A 15,992-nucleotide genomic window follows, 5' to 3' on the forward strand; every position below is an offset into this window, starting at 1 on the left:
TATAACAGTCGGAGGGCCTATGCAAATATTGATTGACCGCCAAAGCCCGGTTCCTATCCGCGAGCAAATCTATCTGGAGATTGCCCAGCGCATCCGTTCCGGCCTGCTGGAACCCAATTTCCGCCTGCCTTCGGTCCGGACACTGGCCGAAGAATTGCACATTAGCCTGGTAACCGCCCATCAGGTTTATAAAATGCTGGATAACAGCGGTCTGACAGAAACCACGCGCGGCAAAGGAACCTTCGTGCGCAATAGGGAACTGAAGACTGCCGTCAACAATACTGCGCCCCCTTTTGACTGGCAGCTCTCGATTGCCGACTATCTGCCCCGGGCCAGCTTCTGGAGCCAAAGCTCGATACGCCTGCCGCCGCATATCCTGGATTTGGCGTCAGCCTGCGTACACCATTCTCTGCTGCCCACCCCCTTAATCCAGTCCTCCATTCGCCAGACGCTGGAGAAATATCCCCATACGCTGGGACAATACGCTGATTTTCGCGGGGATACTGATTTCATACTGGCTCTGACACAGTATCTGGAGTGTTTGTCCATCCATCTTAAGCCTCACCAATTGCTGATTACCAGCGGCACCCAGCAAGGCATCGACCTTTTCGCCCGCACATTCCTTGGCCCCGGTGATACCATCGCGGTAGAAACGCCATGTTTCTCAGGCGCTATTGACGCTTTTCGCCTGGCCCATGCCAATCTGCAGCCCATCCCCGTGGATGCCAACGGCATACGGGTTGATATTCTGGAAGACCTGGCTCTCCATCTCCGCCTGAAGGCCATTTACACAGTCCCCACCGGTCAAAACCCCACCGGTGCCATCATGCCCTTGTCGCGCCGCGAAGACCTCTTAGCCTTTGCCCGCGAGCACAATGTCCTCATCCTGGAAGACGAGCCGCACCGTGAATTGGAAATGGCCCGGATAAAAAATTCAGTTCTGCCGCCTCCGTTAAAAGCGCTGGACACCGACGGGCGGGTCATTTATCTTAAAGGCTTTAGTAAATTTCTATTTCCCGGCATACGGCTGGGCGTACTGGCGGCGGACGGAAGTATTTACAACCGTCTGCTTGCCGCCAAGTCTATAGCTGACTTGGGCTCTCCGCTATGGCTGCAAAAATCACTGCTGCCATTTTTTCAAAATCCGCTGCTTTTAAAGACCATTGGCAAGCTGAGCATCTTTCTGGACACCCGTCGCAAAAGTGTCCTGCAGACACTGGAAAGCCGTCTGGATCCCCGTATTATCCGTCCCCGGCAGTCGGCCGGTCTGCATCTATGGCTCTCCATGCCGGCAGGCATTAATACCGACCACCTCGTTCCCGAGGCTCATCGCCGCGGAGTGCATTTTCTCCCCGGCTCCATTTTTTACCCGGGTGAGCCGGAAACCAATCATTTACGGATTTGCTGGACCAACCTGACAGACAACGATCTGCCCGAGGCTCTGGATATACTGTGCGGACTCTTAAATGACGCGGTAAACTCACACTGCCACAAAAGCTAAGGAACTGCCAATTGCAGTTCCCTTAGCTTTTATTTGGTTATTTTATTGGCCGGAAGACTCTTTCTCAGTCAAAACGGCTGCCGGTTTTAAAGCCGGCAGGACATACCTGGCCGCTATAGCGGTCATGATAACGCCGCCGCCAGCAAGCGCCCAAAATCCCGGCCACTCGCCCAACAGCAGAAAAACCCAGATTGGATTAAGAATAGGCTCAATCATGGTTATAATGGTCGCCTCAAGGGCAACTACCGATTTTATGGCCAGGGAGTACAAGACATACGCTAACCCCAGTTGAACGCAGCCCAGCGCCGCAATAGCCGCCCAGCCGCCCATTCCCGGCGAACTGTCAAACATGAACGGCAACCCGCAGAAAAAAGTAAGCACATTACCTACCAGTACAGCGACAAACGGCGAGCCCTCTTTTTGCTGCCGCATGCACACCGCCATAGTGGCCATCGCCACCCCGCTGGCAATAGCCAGAATATTGCCGAGCATGCCGCCTTCTGACATTTGATCCTGGAAGAACAAAATCATACCGCCGCCAGTGGCGGCCATGGTCAGCCAATCCTGCAAAGCCGGTTTCTCATGTAAAAAAATCATTCCCAAAATTGCAACGTAAATCGGCGATGTGTATTGTAACAAAATAGCATTGGCGGCCGTAGTCAATTTCATAGCGGCCACAAAAGTCAGCATCATTACCGCATAAGCCACCCCGCCACACAACAATACCTTATTCCAGCGAAACTCCGACCGGCGAAAAGCCAGCCAAATAACTGCTGCCGCAAACGCACTCCTGGCACCGGCAATAGCCATAGGGTTCCAGTCAATCCACTTTATTCCCAGGCCGCTGGTACTCCATAAGGCGGCGGCCGATATCAGGAGAAATATACCCCGCAAACGGTCTGACCCGGTTTGCATACCCTGGTGATTCAAAACAACACCCCTTTATGCACTAATCAGCATGAATTTATCCTGTGACTAACCCGCTTAACCCGCTCTAAGACTCCCCCTTCTGTAAGTGGAGTAAGAGCGGATAAATCCCGGGATAAGGGCAACTAACCTTCAGATGGGGCTAAAACCCCACCTGAAACTAAGTTTACTTATAAATTCCCTTGCTGACAAGATACTCCAAATTTGCGTCTGCGTCAATATCGGGGTGCAAATAATCGCCGTCAGCCGCCCGGCGATTGACTTTGTACTTTCAGAGCCGGCAGTTTCAGACCTGTCACCATCATGCCAAGCATGACCAAAAAGCCCCCCAGCCATTGCTGCCATCCCGGCTGCTCCCCCAGCAGCAAGACCGACAGCAAAAGCGAAGTAAACGGCATCATGCCGGAAAAGGCAGCCGCCACAGAAGCATCACAGCGCTTGATGCCTGAATACCAGAAAATAAAGGCCAGCGCCGTGACAAACAATCCGTACCAAACCAAAGCCGCCCAGCCGGTTAAACCGAGCCCCGCCAAAGCAGTACCCGGCTCTTCCAGCAGCGCAGGCCCCATACAAAGAACAAGCGCCAGCCCGGAGACCAGTGTAGACTGAACCAATGGATCAATCTGCGGCGTCTGCCCTGCTGAGGCCTTAATACTATGCAGCCGGGAAAAGATATTAAACAACGACTCGCAGACGGCTGCCCCCAGCACCAGTATGTTGCCGGCAAGATGCTCCCGGGATATCCCCGTCACTGGTGCAAGGATGCCTTGCAGCACCAGGATACCGGCAACGGTGCTGATAATACCCAGCAAACGTTCCCTGGACAATTCTTCCTTTAGGACAAGCCAGGCTAATAATGCGGTGACCGCCGGTGTTGCTCCGGTTAGTATCCCCGCCTCGCCGGCGCTGGTTCTTATTAGTCCCTGCAGCAAAAACAGCCGGAACAGAAATATCCCAAACAGCGCCTGCAGCAGCAGCCTCAGCCAGTCATGACGCGACATTCGCTGTAGAGTTCCGCCAAGCTCCCGGCCGCAGAGCGGCACCAATCCCAGCAAAGCAAAAAACAAACTGACGGCGGCAATGGTGAATGTTCCCAATACGTCGATTACGAAACGTCCGGCAATAACAGAAGTGCCCGCCAGGGTAAAGGCGCCTGCCAAATAAAGCACACCCCAATAGCGTTGCATGCATATCCCCCTCACTCTTAAGTACTATCTCACATCCCCTAAACTGCTATGATATAATAGTAACAAACAAAGCGGCCCGGCAGCAGAACCGCTTTACTGCTATATTTAGAGGGCCAATGGAGGATATATGTGGGGAATCGAATTACAGCGTCATGAGGATTTAACGCTCGCCCGCCAAATTTACCAGACACTGCGGGTCCAAATGACAGCAGGACAGCTGCAGCCTGGCGATGTGCTGCCTGCCACCCGTGAGTTGGCCAGGCAGTTAGCCGTATCCCGCAATACCGTTTATGAGGCCTATGAAATGTTATCGGCCGAAGGTTATATTGTCAGCCGCCCTGGTTCAAAAACCCGGGTAGCCCCGGGATTAAAGCTGGAGCAACCGCCGCTTGCTGTAGAAACTGCCCCTCAGTTACAGCCGGCCTACAGTTACAAAGCCGACTTTAAAACCGGCCAGCCTGATCTCAGATGCTTTCCCAAGCATTTATGGCTGCAGCTATTGCGCAGGGCTGCCGAGCAGGCCCCGGCAGCAGAGTGGGGATACACAGGTCCCGCGGGGCTCCCCGCCCTGCGGGCAGAAATTGCGTCCTGGCTGCTGAGGAGCCGGGGACTGACCGTACTGTCCCAGAATATTTTCGTTACGGCCGGCGCCACCCAGGCATTGCACTTACTGGCAGAATTGTTATGTGTTGAAGGGCGGGAGATAATTGTGGAAGATCCTTGCCACAGCGGCATGCTGCGGGTACTGGAGCAACACGGCGGCCACATCCGGCCGGTTCCCGTTGATCACCAGGGACTGCAAACCGAAAACCTGCACGGAAAGCAAGCCTGCGCTGTCTATGTTACCCCCTCCCACCAGTTTCCCCTGGGAGGGATTCTGCCGGCCGGCCGCCGGACCGAGTTGATCCGCTTTGCCCGGGAGAATGATTTGTATTTGATCGAAGACGATTACGACAGCGAATTCCGCTACAGCGGTCCGCCAGTGGCCCCGCTCTGTTCCATGGACCCGGCGCGGGTAATTTACGTGGGCACTTTTAGTAAAATACTCTTCCCCGCTCTCAGAATAGGCTATGTAATCCTTCCACCAGACCTGCACTCTAGCTGGCGTCAGCTAAGAACCTATGCCGATGTGCAAAACCCGCCTTTTGAGCAGGCCGCACTTGCCGAATATTTGCGCACCCGCAAACTGGACCGGCATGTGCAGCAAATGCGGCGGATATATGGGCATCGGCGGCAAGTCCTGCTGCACACGGCAGCTGGATTGTTCGGGAACACCTGGCAGGCCTGGGGCGACGCCGCTGGGCTGCACCTGGCGCTCGAATTCCCCGGCAGGCGGTTTGATCAGGATTTTGCCCGTCATTGTAAAGAAAAAGGTATTCGTATAACGCCGGTAGAGCAGCACAGCATCTGCAAAGGCCGCCATCTTGCAAAACTGCTGCTGGGATACGGCCACCTGGATGCCTCTGAAATTATTAGCGGCATCCGCCTGCTGCATGACCATATTCAAAAGCAGGTGTAAAGCTGCTTTCTGTCATAAAAAGCCCCGCAGACTGGAACATCTGCGGGGCTTTGGATCAATATTCCATGCTGGTCCGGGTCTTAGCAGCAAATTTGAGACCAATCAGGCACGTGTTTGTTTGAGCAGTTTTGCCATGTTTTTGCCCAGCGTCTGGAATGTCTGGATACCTTCCTGGTCATTTTGCACCTCACCGGGTTCTAAGGCTAAAGTCATATTCCAGTAGCTGGAGCTGGGAATATTCATTTCGGCAATGCCGAAAAAGAAGTTAATGGCCGAGTAGACAAAAGTTGCACCGGCTCTGCGGACGGCAACAACGGCCGCGCCGGCTTTTCCCCGTAACAAGTCGCCATTATTGGCTTTGGAAACAAAACCGCAGCGGTCAATGAGCGCTTTAACTTCAGCAGACACGTTGCTAAAGTAGGTGGGTGAGCCAATAATTATACCATCTGCTTCTTCGATTTTCTGAAGGAAAAGATTGATGTCATCATCCTGCCGTATACAGCGGTTATTCTTTGTTTCCCAGCACTTGCCACAGGCCAGGCAGCCATATACCTTCCGGCCGCCTAACTGGATAAATTCAGTTTCTATTCCCTCCTTTTCCAGCTCGGCCAAAACCATTTGAATACTCTGCGCCGTATTGCCGTTTGCCCTGGGACTGCCGTTAAACGCAATTACCTTCATAACTATTCCTCCCTGCTCGTAGTATTCATCCCTAAAGATGATTTATATGTTATAATAATAGATAATAGTATTTAAATTAACAAGTACGCACTTATTAGTAGCCTAGTACCTATTTGCATACCAGCAGCAACCGTCTATTCACCTGCTATTTAGACTGTAAGGAGTGACAACTATGATCAAGTATAAAGATACTGAGTACCAGTGCTCCATGGAACTAACGCTGGACCTTATCGGCGGTAAATGGAAAGCTCTCATTCTCTGGTATCTGGGAGAACGCACCCTCCGTTTCAGCGAGTTAAGGAAAATTTTGCCCCATGTAACCCAGAAGATGCTCACGCAGCAACTGCGAGAACTTGAGGCGGACGGCCTGGTTAACCGTTTAATTTATACGCAGATACCGCCTAAAGTCGAGTATTCTCTAACCGATGCCGGCAAGAGCTTGTTGCCCATTCTGGCCACGCTATGCCAGTGGGGTCTTAATTACGCCGACACTACCGGCGCCGAAATCAGGGAAGCCTCCTGCAAGGTAAAACAGGCCCCCAACGCCTGATAATTAATCATAAGCCATATACAGCGAGCGCAAATAAAAAACAATCCGCAGGCAAACCAGCTGCGGATTGTTTTATTTGCTTCATTTACACTTCAATTAATTCATACTGCTTTGTGCCGATACCGATTTTTTCGGCATGGTCAAGGCAAACTATCCAGTTAGTCTCCGGGTGGGTGGCACAGAAATGATCGTGCTCGCTGCCGCCTTGTTTTTTCAGCTGTTCTGCCAGATAGCTGCCGGCGATCACGGGCGCTTTCAGGGCGAGATCGGCACAGGCCATGTCCAGGGCTACCGGATCGAAGGACGCCAGCATGCCGATATCCGGGATAATGGGCAGGTCATTCTCGGCATGACAGTCACAGAACGGGGATACATCGACAATCAGGCTGATATGAAAATGCGGCCGGCCATTTAATACTGCCCAGGAATACTCGGCCATTTTTTTATTAAGCACGTCATTGGACTCATCCCAGGCCGCAGCAATGGCATTGGCATGGCATGCGCCGATACATCTGCCACAGCCGGCGCATTTGGCATGATCAATCTGCGCCTTTTTATCAGTGATGGTAATCGCACTATGGGCGCAGATTTTCTCACAGATACCGCAGCCTACACAGGCTTTGCTGCGCACAACCGGCTTGCCGTCACTATGCATCTCCATCTTGCCGGCCCGCGAACCGCAGCCCATGCCGATATTTTTCAAAGCCCCGCCAAAGCCAGTCAGTTCGTGGCCTTTGAAATGGTTAAGACTGATAAAGATATCGGCATCCATCACCGCCCGCCCGATTTTGGCCTCTTTTACATGCTCACCGCCGATAACGGGAACATAGACTTCATCGGTGCCTTTCAACCCGTCGCCAATTATAATCTGGCAACCGGTAGTAAAGGGGTTATAGCCATTTTCATAGGCGGCGTCCATATGCTCCAAAGCATCCTTACGCCTGCCGACATATAAGGTATTACAGTCGGTAAGAAATACCTTGCCGCCCATACTTTTAATTAAATCCACGATTACTTTCGCATAATTGGGCCTAAGGTACGCCAGATTACCCGGTTCGCCGAAGTGAATTTTGACAGCGGTAAACTTATCTTTAAAAGCAATCTCGTCCATCCCGGCTTTCTTAACCAAACGCTCTAACTTTTGCAGCAGATTCATCTTTGGAGTGGCCCGCAGGTTAGTAAAAAAGACTTTTGATGCTCCCACACAAATCCCCCTTATCGCTTCTTAACGCTGTTGCCATAGGCATCGAACGGAAAAAATGTATATTTTCTCAAATAACATGATAGATAATTATGCCGTTCATTACAAGTACTTACTTTTTTGTTGCCTAGTACCCGTTTGCATACCAAACAGACAACGCTTCCATCTGCGTAGGTTCTCCGGGGAGCAAAGCCACTGGCCAAATTCATTCGGCATACTATAATTCAAGATACATGCTTGCCAAATATGTTTTGCCGGCAGCCGTCTTAAAGTATTTATCCCGTATCACCCGTATCTGCTCTTGCTTGATATCATCTTCAAAAATATTAACCAAAAAGTCAGCCTCCACCAGAACTTGAAAATCTATACCGTCAATCTGCGAGTATGTATGATGATGCCCGATCAGATAACTTATTCTCGCAATCCGGTCTTCCCGCAATCCCAGTTCCCGTAGCATGGCCTCGGCTACCGGCGGTCCCTCGATCTCCTGGTAACTGCCGGCAGATGAGTTGTATTTCTGTTCACTGAGCTTAATGCCGATATCATGCAAAATGGCTGCCGCCTCGATAACCGCCAGCGTTTCCGCCGTCACCAGCTCATTTTCGGCAATACTTTTGGCTAAGCCATATACTTTGAGTGCATGATTAATTCGTCGCACATCCCCGTCAAAGTAAGTAATCATTTTATTTATTAAATTACCTGACACCATACTCAATTGAACCCCTCCTCACTAACCTAGTAATGACCATTTCGCCTAACTCTTTAGACATCCTTCAGCCGGAACTGATAAAATTTCTTGTCAACCGCCATGACAGGAAAGGCTGCGGGCAACTCGGCTGTCGTTATTTCATTAAAACCATTTTTCTCGTAGAAACGGTGGGCTGCGAGGAACTTTTCGGTAGTCCCCAGGTAAATCTCCTCTATGCCTTTGGCTGCAGCCCATCCCATTAGTTTTTCCAGCAGCATTTTTCCCGTATTATAGCCACTTCCCCGGTAAGCCGCATTGGTGAACAATTTACGTATTGCGGCCTGCTTATTGCCGATGTCAAGCAAGGCAATCGTGCCGACAACATGAGTTTCGCCAAGCGCTACCCAGAAGTTTCCGGCTCCGGTTTGATAAAACTGCTCAATTGCCGCTAAATCCGGCTGGTCCTCCCTGGTAATCGGAATGCCAAACTCCGCTTGCTGGATTGCCAGGATTAAGTTAATGACTTCTTCCTTATATATATCAGAATACTCTTCAACACTAACCGTTCCCATGAGTATTTCCTCCTGTCCACTTTCGCATTTTCTCGTCTGCCGGCTGCACCAACCGGCTTATTCGGGTCTGGCCGCCTTCAGGGCTCTCCAGTCCTGCTCAATATTTTCGCCCATGCGCAGCAATAAGTTATAGGCAATTTCTTGTTCCTCGGCGCTAAAGCCCTGAAAACAAACATCAATATTGCGGTTTTCTTCGGCAATAATACACGGATACATTGCGAGCGCCTTTTCCGTCGGATATAAATGCCACATCCGCTTGTCCGCCTGATCCCGTGTGCGGGTAACATAATCTTCTTCCGTAAGCTTTTGAATGGCTTTGGTTGTTGTTGTTTTATCCACCTTCAGCACATGCGACAGTTCTATAAGATTAATGCCCGGATGCTCACAAATACGGGTTAAGAAAATGAACTGGCCTCGCTGCAAGTTGATCTCCCGGTATTTAATATCACTGATGGATTGAATGCAGCGGGCAACTGTTCCTACCTCGCGGAGTACTCTGCTTTTCAGTTTACTGATATTCATCACTCCAATCCCATTGCAATAGTTGACATTTCAACTAATTCAATTATATTGTCATGTAGTTGAAATGTCAACTTCTGTTTTTATCAACCGCTTTACAAATACCAGTACGAAAAACAGAGTCCCTGTCCCTGTGTTTTAAAACACGGGACAGGGACTCTGTTTTTCGTTTTGCCGCAAAAAAAACGTAAGCAAAATGCTTACGAACCTGATATTACAGATAAACACGGTATGAAAAAGATTCCTCAGTGCTTGGCGGCTTATAGTCTTAACTGCACCGCAATATCGTGTCTGCCTATCTCTTTTAATTTTTCGATTGCTTCTTCCAGGGTCTTCCCGAGCGGAATTCGCTTCATATCGCTGGTTGTGATCAGAATAAATTCCCCGTTGAAGTCAGAGATCTGTTCGCTCATGTCACTATTCACCCAAATAGTCGGAGCCGCAGCCATACTTGTCTCACCTCCCTTTTTGTAACCTTCCCCAAAAGGAAAATAGTTCCTGTAGGAAAACAATTGTTAAAAGACCTAAATTTTTACATCTATTGCAGTCTTTTGCGGTAGGCTTTTCTCCGGAGCAAGGGGGAGATTTTTTACTGCTTTGTCACTGGGAGAATAGGTTCTGTCTATATATTTATCGTACAGGCGGGTTGGTTGAATCGAAAAGACCGGCGCCACTTTGGTAACCTTCAAAGCAATCCCCTTCCATTCACAGCTTTTACTTCAGCTTATGGAAGGAGTAGGCGATTTATGTCTGCCGACCGGTTCAAGTTTCGTTTGGTAGTAGCCACTCCGGCAAAAAACAGACCCAAGATCAGTAGTCCGGCTACGATCTTGGGCCTGGCGGCACTGGCTACTCTATGCCCTGTTAAGACAGGCGACTAGAATATCGTTTGTTCTGTTCTATCAATGATTTCGTCCTGAAGTTCCTTGGACAAATTGTGGAAGTGGTCGCTGTAACCGGCAACCCGCACAATGAGATCTTTATATTCTTCCGGATTTTTCTGGGCATCCAGGAGTGTTTTCCTGTCAATTACATTGAACTGAATATGATGCCCATCCATATTAAAATAGGTCCGGATGAGGGCCGACATATTGTCAAGACCTTGTTCGCCACCGACAACAGACGGCGCAAATTTCTGGTTCAGCAAAGTACCGCCGGTGCGCAAATGATCCATTTTAGCGGCCGATTTCACCACTGCAGTCGGCCCCTTCCGGTCGGCACCTTTTTCCGGGGATATGCCTTCGGACAAGGGCTTGCCGGCCAGGCGGCCGTTCGGGCTGGCGCCCATGACCGAGCCAAAGTATACATGGCAGGTGGTAGGCAGCATATCGATGCGATACACACCGCCCTTCATAGTCTTTCTGCCAGTTACTTCATGATAGTAAGCATCAAAGGCAGCCAGCATAATTTCGTCGGCATAGTCATCATCATTGCCGTATTTTGGTGTCCGGTTACGCACCAGGTTTAATAAATGCTCGTGCCCGGAAAAATTGTCTTTTATGGCCTGCATCAGATTATCCATGGCAAAACGCTGCTGGTCAAACACATTATATTTTATTGCCGCCAGACAATCAGTGAGCGTACCAATCCCCACGCCCTGAATATAGTTGGTGTTGTAGCGCGCTCCGCCGGCATTATAGTCCATTCCCTTTTGAATGCAGTCACTGGTAATGACAGATAAGAACGGCACCGGCATTTGGGTGGCGTAGATCCGCTCGATGATGTTATTGCCCTGGACTTTGATGTCGGTAAAGTAGTGCAACTGCGCTTTAAAAGCCCGGAACAATTCCTCGTAGCTTTTAAAGCTGGCGGCTTCGCCGGTTTTAAGGCCTAGCTGCCGTCCGGAATAGGGATCAAAACCATTATAAAGCGTAATTTCCAGGATCTTGGGCAGATTTAGATAGCCTGTCAGGATATAGGCCTCTTTACCAAAAGCGCCTGTTTCCACACAGCCGCTGGCCCCGCCCTCACGGGCATCGGTAATGTCTTTGCCGGCCCGTAAGAGTTCCTGAATAATGGCATCGGTATTGTAAAACGCCGGCTGACCCCAGCCTTTGCGGGAAATCTCGCAGGCCTTCTTCAAAAAGAACTGCGGCGTCTTTTTGCTGATCTGGACATTGGAGCTGGGCTGCAGCAAACGCATTTCATCCATGGTCTCTAAAATGAGATAAGAAACGTCATTGACCCCATCAGAGCCATCCGACTTAACGCCGCCGGTGTTAAGGTTGGCAAAATCGGTATACGTACTGCTCTCTTTCAGGGTTATGCCGACCTTGGGCGGCGCCGGCTGATTATTAAACTTGACCCACAGACACTGCAGCAACTCTTTGGCCTGTTCGCGGGTCAGCGTCCCGCTTTCGATCCCCTGCTGATAGAAGGGAATAAGATGCTGGTCCAGCCGTCCCGGACTCAATGCATCCCAGGGATTAATTTCAGTAGTTACACCAATATGAATAAACCAGTACATCTGAATAGCCTGAGCAAAGGTTTCCGGCTTATGAGCAGGTACAACCTCACAATTGGCGGCAATTGCGAGTAACTCCTGCCTGCGTGCGTCATCCGCTTCCTTAGCCGCCAAGTCTCTGGCATGTTCGGCATACCGGCGGCCGAAGGCGATAATGGCCTCACAAGAGATGCTCATTGCCTCCAATTGAATCTTTTTGTCGTAGGCCTGAGGATCATTATACATATCCAGCGTCGCTATGGCTTGTTCAATCTCGGCTTTAAAGTCAAGAAAGCCTTTCTTATAGCATTTGCCGTCGGCGACAGTGTGTCCCGGGCCCCGCTGCTCCATAAACTCCGTAAAAAGGCCGCTTTCATAAGAGGCCAGCCATTCGGGCGTCATACGATCCAGAATCAGCTTACGCAGCGAGCGGTTCTGCCAGTAAGGAATGATCTTTTCTTCTTGGATTTGCTTATCGCTCTCACTGACCCGGAAATAAATTTTATCCCGCCGATTCATTACATCCAGGTCTTCCATAGTGTGGCAGCAAAGCTCGGGGAAACTGGGGGCATACTGCGGCAGCTCCCCTTTCTCGCCGACAATCAGCTCGCCGTCGTTAATACCCAGGGTTTTATTCTCCATGATATGCTTGAAGGTTAACGCTCGCAATATGGGCGTTTCCACAGTGCCGGCATACTTTTGATAAGCCTCGGTCACCAGCACGGCCCGTTCCATAGACAAATGCGGCTCAGCTGTTACGCTCTGTTCCCTGAGTTTTTGGATTCTGTCATTCATTCCTCTCACTCCCATAAAGCTACCCCCCTATTTTCACTTTGAAATTGGCTTGTTCAAACATACTCTTGATTTCGTTCAGCCGCTCTGCCGACGGCGGCGCCATTGGCGCTTGCCCGTATATTAAGCCTAGCTTGGCATACTTTCCTTTGCCGATGTCATGATATGGCAACAGATTGACGGCTTCCAACCGGATGTCCTGAACAAACTTAAGTATCGCGCCAATATTGCCGTCATCATCGTTGATCCCCGCAATGAGCGGCAGCCGTAAATGAATACGCGCCTTTTTCTGGGCCAGTTTCCGCAAATTATCGAGGATCAGGGCGTTATCCTGGCCGATATACTGTTGATGCAGCGCGGCATCCATAAGCTTGATATCATACAGAAACATATCCACATTATCAAGAATTCTTTCAAAACTGCTAAAAGGCGCATAACCGCAGGTATCAACAGCAACTGCTATCCCCCGTTCCCGGCAGGCCTGCGTGAGAGCCGCCACAAATTCAATCTGGCTCAACGCCTCACCGCCGGACAGGGTGACTCCGCCGCCGGACTGGTCATAAAACGGCCGGTCTTTCTCAATTTCCGCCATCAGCTGAGTTACGGTATACTCAGTTCCGGCCAGTTCCCGCACGTTATTAAGACACATATCAATACAGCGCTCACACAAGCGGCACTGCCGGGCATCTGTCCGGATGATACCATCGGCCACTGTGACTGCGCCCTGCGGACAGATTTTTTCACACTGCCGGCAGCCGGAGCACTTTTCCTGCGACCACAGAATTTGCTTGGCAAAAGCCTGACTCTCCGGGTTATGGCACCATAAGCAGTGTAATGGACAGCCTTTGAAAAAAACCGTTGTTCTGATTCCCGGTCCATCATGCACACAAAATTTCTGGATATTGAAAATAAGTGCTTTGTCCATGGTCAGCCCTCATCCTTGAAAGGATTGGGGGCACTTGTGACAAGCAGACGCACCATCTTGTTAGTATAATTAGCCCAGTTATGCACCATTGACGAGCTATAGTGCGCCGAATCGCCGGGAAAGAGTTCAAATTGCTCGTTATTAAGAAACAGCGTCAATGTGCCCTCCAGCACATAAACAAACTCCTCTCCCTCGTGCGCATACGGGGAAATATCTTCACTGCTGTTGATAGGCAGCAGTTCAATCAGTCTGGGCAGTATCGCCTTCTGACCGGAGTTATTCGTCAGGTGGTAATGAATAAAACGCCCATTAATTATTTGAAACACTTCTTTTTCATAGCTGCGAAGAATAGCGTTCCGGTTCCGGTTCGAACCGGCAAAAAAATAGGACAGGTCAACCTCCACCGCCTCTGCAATCTTGGCCAGTGAATCGGTGGCAATTGACGTTAGCCCTCTCTCCAACTGTGAGAGGAAACCGGTAGACAGGCCTGTTTTCTCACTGACATCCTTGAGTGTCAGTTTTTTCATGGTTCTAAGTTCTTTGACCTTATTGCCAATGTCTTTGTTCACGAATATCCCTCATGTCACTTAACAGTATTTTACTTGCATCAAATATTATTTTTATAATAATATATACCATTCAAAAAATCCAGTAATATTTTTACTGTAATGAACTTTTTTTATAATAATGAATCTATCACTATTCGCCAGGATTTAAAAGAACCTGCAAAACCATAGTTTATGCAGGCCAGGAAAAAAGCCTGTCGCTGGTAATAAAAACAGAGCAAAAAGCGACATTTGAGAAAATGCCGCCTCTGTGCCCACATATTATGTCTGTATTCTTCACAAAGTAATCCTGTAACTCTAGAAAAAACCGTTAAGGAATAACCCTATGCAGATGTTGACAATTAACTTCGACTGGCTGCCGCTGCTTACGCTGGCTTTTGCTATGGCAGCAGCCATGTTGCTGGCCAAACCGATTCTACGTTATATCATTAAACGCATCGTCAATGAGGCCATGTCCAAGCTTCTTTCCGATGACTATGACCAGAACCTGGCTGAGCTGCTCCCGTCCGTGAAGCGCCTTTCTGCCTTAAATTTGCTGGAGATCAGCCTGCGGGCGGAAACCGGCAAGGTTGTCGGCAGGCCATTAGGCTCTCCTAAGCAGTTCCCCTGCTATGACAACCTAATGTTTTCCCCCCGGCAGATGACAACATTCTCCCTGCCGGCCAATGCCCCGGTAAATATGAGCGTAATCCTCGGTCCCAAAGCAGCCAAGCCAATGACCATAAAGATTCCCCTGATGATTGGCGGCATGGCCTATGGCCTGGCCCTTAGCGAAGAAGCCAAGCTGGCTTTAGCCAAAGCATCAAAGATACTGCAAACAGCGACAAACTCCGGCGAAGGGCCTTTTCTCCCCGGCGAACCGCTCCTGGCCGGTAAGTATGTCCTGCAAATTTGCCGTTGGTCCTGGGGCGGAAGAACCGACCAGCAAATTGCCAGCGCGGATATGTTAGAAGTCCAAATGGGGCAAGGCGCCGATATGGGAACAGCCCGCATAGACGCGGCGGATATTGAAGGCAAAGCCCGTATACTGGGCGGATTGGCGGCCGGCGAGCCGGCCATATCCCTGCCTGCCCCTCCCGGAGTATTAAGCCCTGAGGATTGGCCTGCTTTTATAAGCAAGTTGCGGCAAAGGGCGAACGGTATTCCCATAGCGTTAAAACTTATGGGGACAAATCGCCTGGAGGAAGAGTTGGCAATGGCCGTCAAACTAGGATTTGATGCCGTTGTAATTGACGGCGCCGGGGGCGGGTCGCATGCAACCGCCCCCATTAAGCAGGATGACTTCGGCTTACCCGGCATGTATACTTTACTGCGGGCCAAACGCTATCTGCAAAACACCGAGATGAGCCTGGTAATGGCCGGGAGATTCTTTACACCGGGCCAGTGTATTAAAGCGCTTGCGCTAGGGGCGGATGCCCTGTATTTGGGCACGGTCCCCCTTTTAGCCCTCGCCCACAACCAGGCCACTAAAGTCATCCCCTGGGAACCGCCTACCACACTGGTATATTATAATTCACCAAACAAAACAGAGCTTAACGTTGATCAGGCTGCCACCAGTGTGGCCAACGCGCTTACCGCCATGGTTCTGGAAATGGAAGAAACCCTGCGCGCGTTAGGAAAATCCTCATTAAAAGAACTTAGTCAGCAGGATCTTGTTGCTTTGGATTCGGTTACGGCTGAAATGACCGGCGTGAAAGAAGTGTCCGGCCTCGCCGGTAATCCGCCTCACTTATAGGTACGGATTATCCGCCGGCTCTGAGGATTAAAACCATATAAAAAGTTGAATACTACTATGTACAACGCATTAAAGTTTGTCAGGCGGATGGTGTATTGCAAAACGGCAATCAAGCGCCTGCAGTCGATCGGTGTCAGTGCACCACCTGCCTGTGTCTGCAAATTCTTTGCTGCGAAATATATAGCA

General features: G+C 50.1%; 16 protein-coding genes. 5 read left to right on the forward strand and 11 right to left on the reverse strand.

The genetic code is table 11. The features are described 5' to 3' along the window. Positions 1-19 precede the first annotated feature (19 nt). Complete coding sequence (locus SATMO3_RS29580; protein ID WP_371374968.1) at positions 20-1,501, forward strand: PLP-dependent aminotransferase family protein; 1,482 nt, start codon at positions 20-22, stop codon at positions 1,499-1,501. 42 nt (positions 1,502-1,543) lie between these two features. Here SATMO3_RS29580 and SATMO3_RS29585 read toward each other — a convergent pair whose 3' ends face one another. Together SATMO3_RS29585 and SATMO3_RS29590 are read right to left on the reverse strand one after the other, a co-directional pair. Further along, positions 1,544-2,431, reverse strand: coding sequence for a DMT family transporter (locus SATMO3_RS29585; protein WP_371374971.1), 888 nt, complete (start codon positions 2,429-2,431; stop codon positions 1,544-1,546). A 239-nt stretch (positions 2,432-2,670) separates the two neighbouring features. Further along, positions 2,671-3,615, reverse strand: coding sequence for a DMT family transporter (locus SATMO3_RS29590; RefSeq protein ID WP_371374975.1), 945 nt, complete (start codon positions 3,613-3,615; stop codon positions 2,671-2,673). 127 nt (positions 3,616-3,742) lie between these two features. Here SATMO3_RS29590 and SATMO3_RS29595 point away from each other — a divergent pair, with 127 nt between their 5' ends. Further along, positions 3,743-5,134 (forward strand): PLP-dependent aminotransferase family protein, encoded by a 1,392-nt coding sequence (locus tag SATMO3_RS29595; RefSeq protein ID WP_371374977.1) that lies wholly within the window; start codon positions 3,743-3,745, stop codon positions 5,132-5,134. Positions 5,135-5,236: 102 nt separating this feature from the next. Here the strand turns inward: SATMO3_RS29595 and SATMO3_RS29600 are convergent, their stop codons facing one another. After that, the gene (locus SATMO3_RS29600; protein ID WP_371374980.1) at positions 5,237-5,815 is read right to left on the reverse strand and encodes a flavodoxin family protein; all 579 of its coding nucleotides are present in this window, start codon (positions 5,813-5,815) and stop codon (positions 5,237-5,239) included. Between the two features lie 172 nt (positions 5,816-5,987). Here SATMO3_RS29600 and SATMO3_RS29605 point away from each other — a divergent pair, with 172 nt between their 5' ends. Beyond that, positions 5,988-6,365 (forward strand): winged helix-turn-helix transcriptional regulator, encoded by a 378-nt coding sequence (locus SATMO3_RS29605; RefSeq protein WP_371374983.1) that lies wholly within the window; start codon positions 5,988-5,990, stop codon positions 6,363-6,365. A gap of 85 nt (positions 6,366-6,450) precedes the next feature. On the opposite strand, the gene SATMO3_RS29610 is transcribed toward SATMO3_RS29605, so the two are convergent. The 5 genes from SATMO3_RS29610 to SATMO3_RS29630 form a co-directional block, all read right to left on the reverse strand. Beyond that, the gene (locus tag SATMO3_RS29610) at positions 6,451-7,569 is read right to left on the reverse strand and encodes a DUF362 domain-containing protein (protein WP_371374987.1); all 1,119 of its coding nucleotides are present in this window, start codon (positions 7,567-7,569) and stop codon (positions 6,451-6,453) included. A 214-nt stretch (positions 7,570-7,783) separates the two neighbouring features. Beyond that, positions 7,784-8,275, reverse strand: a complete 492-nt coding sequence (locus SATMO3_RS29615) for an HD domain-containing protein (RefSeq protein WP_371381819.1) — start codon at positions 8,273-8,275, stop codon at positions 7,784-7,786. Between the two features lie 53 nt (positions 8,276-8,328). Beyond that, entirely contained in the window at positions 8,329-8,826 is a 498-nt protein-coding gene (locus SATMO3_RS29620) for a GNAT family N-acetyltransferase (protein ID WP_371374990.1), read from the reverse strand. A 57-nt stretch (positions 8,827-8,883) separates the two neighbouring features. After that, the gene (locus SATMO3_RS29625; protein WP_371374993.1) at positions 8,884-9,348 is read right to left on the reverse strand and encodes a MarR family winged helix-turn-helix transcriptional regulator; all 465 of its coding nucleotides are present in this window, start codon (positions 9,346-9,348) and stop codon (positions 8,884-8,886) included. Between the two features lie 257 nt (positions 9,349-9,605). Beyond that, positions 9,606-9,794 carry a hypothetical protein gene (locus SATMO3_RS29630; RefSeq protein WP_371374996.1) on the reverse strand — a complete coding sequence of 63 codons (189 nt, stop codon included), beginning with the start codon at positions 9,792-9,794 and terminating at the stop codon, positions 9,606-9,608. 297 nt (positions 9,795-10,091) lie between these two features. On the opposite strand from SATMO3_RS29630, the gene SATMO3_RS29635 reads away from it, so the two are divergent. Next, on the forward strand, positions 10,092-10,226 hold the full coding sequence (locus SATMO3_RS29635; RefSeq protein WP_371374998.1) for a hypothetical protein: 135 nt from the start codon (positions 10,092-10,094) through the stop codon (positions 10,224-10,226). Here the strand turns inward: SATMO3_RS29635 and hypD are convergent. The 3 genes from hypD to SATMO3_RS29650 are packed head-to-tail and all read right to left on the reverse strand — an operon-like array spanning position 10,223 to position 14,074. Then, positions 10,223-12,583, reverse strand: a complete 2,361-nt coding sequence (gene hypD, locus SATMO3_RS29640) for a trans-4-hydroxy-L-proline dehydratase (RefSeq protein WP_371375001.1) — start codon at positions 12,581-12,583, stop codon at positions 10,223-10,225. The two genes, SATMO3_RS29635 and hypD, sit on opposite strands and share 4 nt — an antisense overlap. Positions 12,584-12,602: 19 nt before the next feature. Further along, on the reverse strand, positions 12,603-13,505 hold the full coding sequence (locus tag SATMO3_RS29645) for a trans-4-hydroxy-L-proline dehydratase activase (protein ID WP_371375004.1): 903 nt from the start codon (positions 13,503-13,505) through the stop codon (positions 12,603-12,605). Positions 13,506-13,507: 2 nt separating this feature from the next. Continuing rightward, positions 13,508-14,074, reverse strand: a complete 567-nt coding sequence (locus SATMO3_RS29650; RefSeq protein ID WP_371375007.1) for a helix-turn-helix domain-containing protein — start codon at positions 14,072-14,074, stop codon at positions 13,508-13,510. A gap of 322 nt (positions 14,075-14,396) precedes the next feature. On the opposite strand from SATMO3_RS29650, the gene SATMO3_RS29655 reads away from it, so the two are divergent. Further along, on the forward strand, positions 14,397-15,806 hold the full coding sequence (locus tag SATMO3_RS29655) for an FMN-binding glutamate synthase family protein (RefSeq protein ID WP_371375009.1): 1,410 nt from the start codon (positions 14,397-14,399) through the stop codon (positions 15,804-15,806). Positions 15,807-15,992: the final 186 nt, after the last annotated feature.

Origin of the sequence: Sporomusa aerivorans (assembly GCF_041428895.1) — a bacterium.
In the GTDB taxonomy this organism is placed as follows: domain Bacteria; phylum Bacillota; class Negativicutes; order Sporomusales; family Sporomusaceae; genus Sporomusa; species Sporomusa aerivorans.

Bases quoted from the DNA above. Each gene is read 5' to 3' on its own strand.
- SATMO3_RS29580 (WP_371374968.1), top strand. From the start codon at position 20: ATGCAAATATTGATTGACCGCCAAAGCCCGGTTCCTATCCGCGAGCAA.
- hypD (WP_371375001.1), bottom strand. From the start codon at position 12,583: ATGAATGACAGAATCCAAAAACTCAGGGAACAGAGCGTAACAGCTGAG.
- SATMO3_RS29625 (WP_371374993.1), bottom strand. From the start codon at position 9,348: ATGAATATCAGTAAACTGAAAAGCAGAGTACTCCGCGAGGTAGGAACA.
- SATMO3_RS29635 (WP_371374998.1), top strand. From the start codon at position 10,092: ATGTCTGCCGACCGGTTCAAGTTTCGTTTGGTAGTAGCCACTCCGGCA.
- SATMO3_RS29595 (WP_371374977.1), top strand. From the start codon at position 3,743: ATGTGGGGAATCGAATTACAGCGTCATGAGGATTTAACGCTCGCCCGC.
- SATMO3_RS29605 (WP_371374983.1), top strand. From the start codon at position 5,988: ATGATCAAGTATAAAGATACTGAGTACCAGTGCTCCATGGAACTAACG.
- SATMO3_RS29620 (WP_371374990.1), bottom strand. From the start codon at position 8,826: ATGGGAACGGTTAGTGTTGAAGAGTATTCTGATATATATAAGGAAGAA.
- SATMO3_RS29615 (WP_371381819.1), bottom strand. From the start codon at position 8,275: ATGGTGTCAGGTAATTTAATAAATAAAATGATTACTTACTTTGACGGG.
- SATMO3_RS29645 (WP_371375004.1), bottom strand. From the start codon at position 13,505: ATGGACAAAGCACTTATTTTCAATATCCAGAAATTTTGTGTGCATGAT.
- SATMO3_RS29630 (WP_371374996.1), bottom strand. From the start codon at position 9,794: ATGGCTGCGGCTCCGACTATTTGGGTGAATAGTGACATGAGCGAACAG.
- SATMO3_RS29600 (WP_371374980.1), bottom strand. From the start codon at position 5,815: ATGAAGGTAATTGCGTTTAACGGCAGTCCCAGGGCAAACGGCAATACG.
- SATMO3_RS29590 (WP_371374975.1), bottom strand. From the start codon at position 3,615: ATGCAACGCTATTGGGGTGTGCTTTATTTGGCAGGCGCCTTTACCCTG.
- SATMO3_RS29655 (WP_371375009.1), top strand. From the start codon at position 14,397: ATGCAGATGTTGACAATTAACTTCGACTGGCTGCCGCTGCTTACGCTG.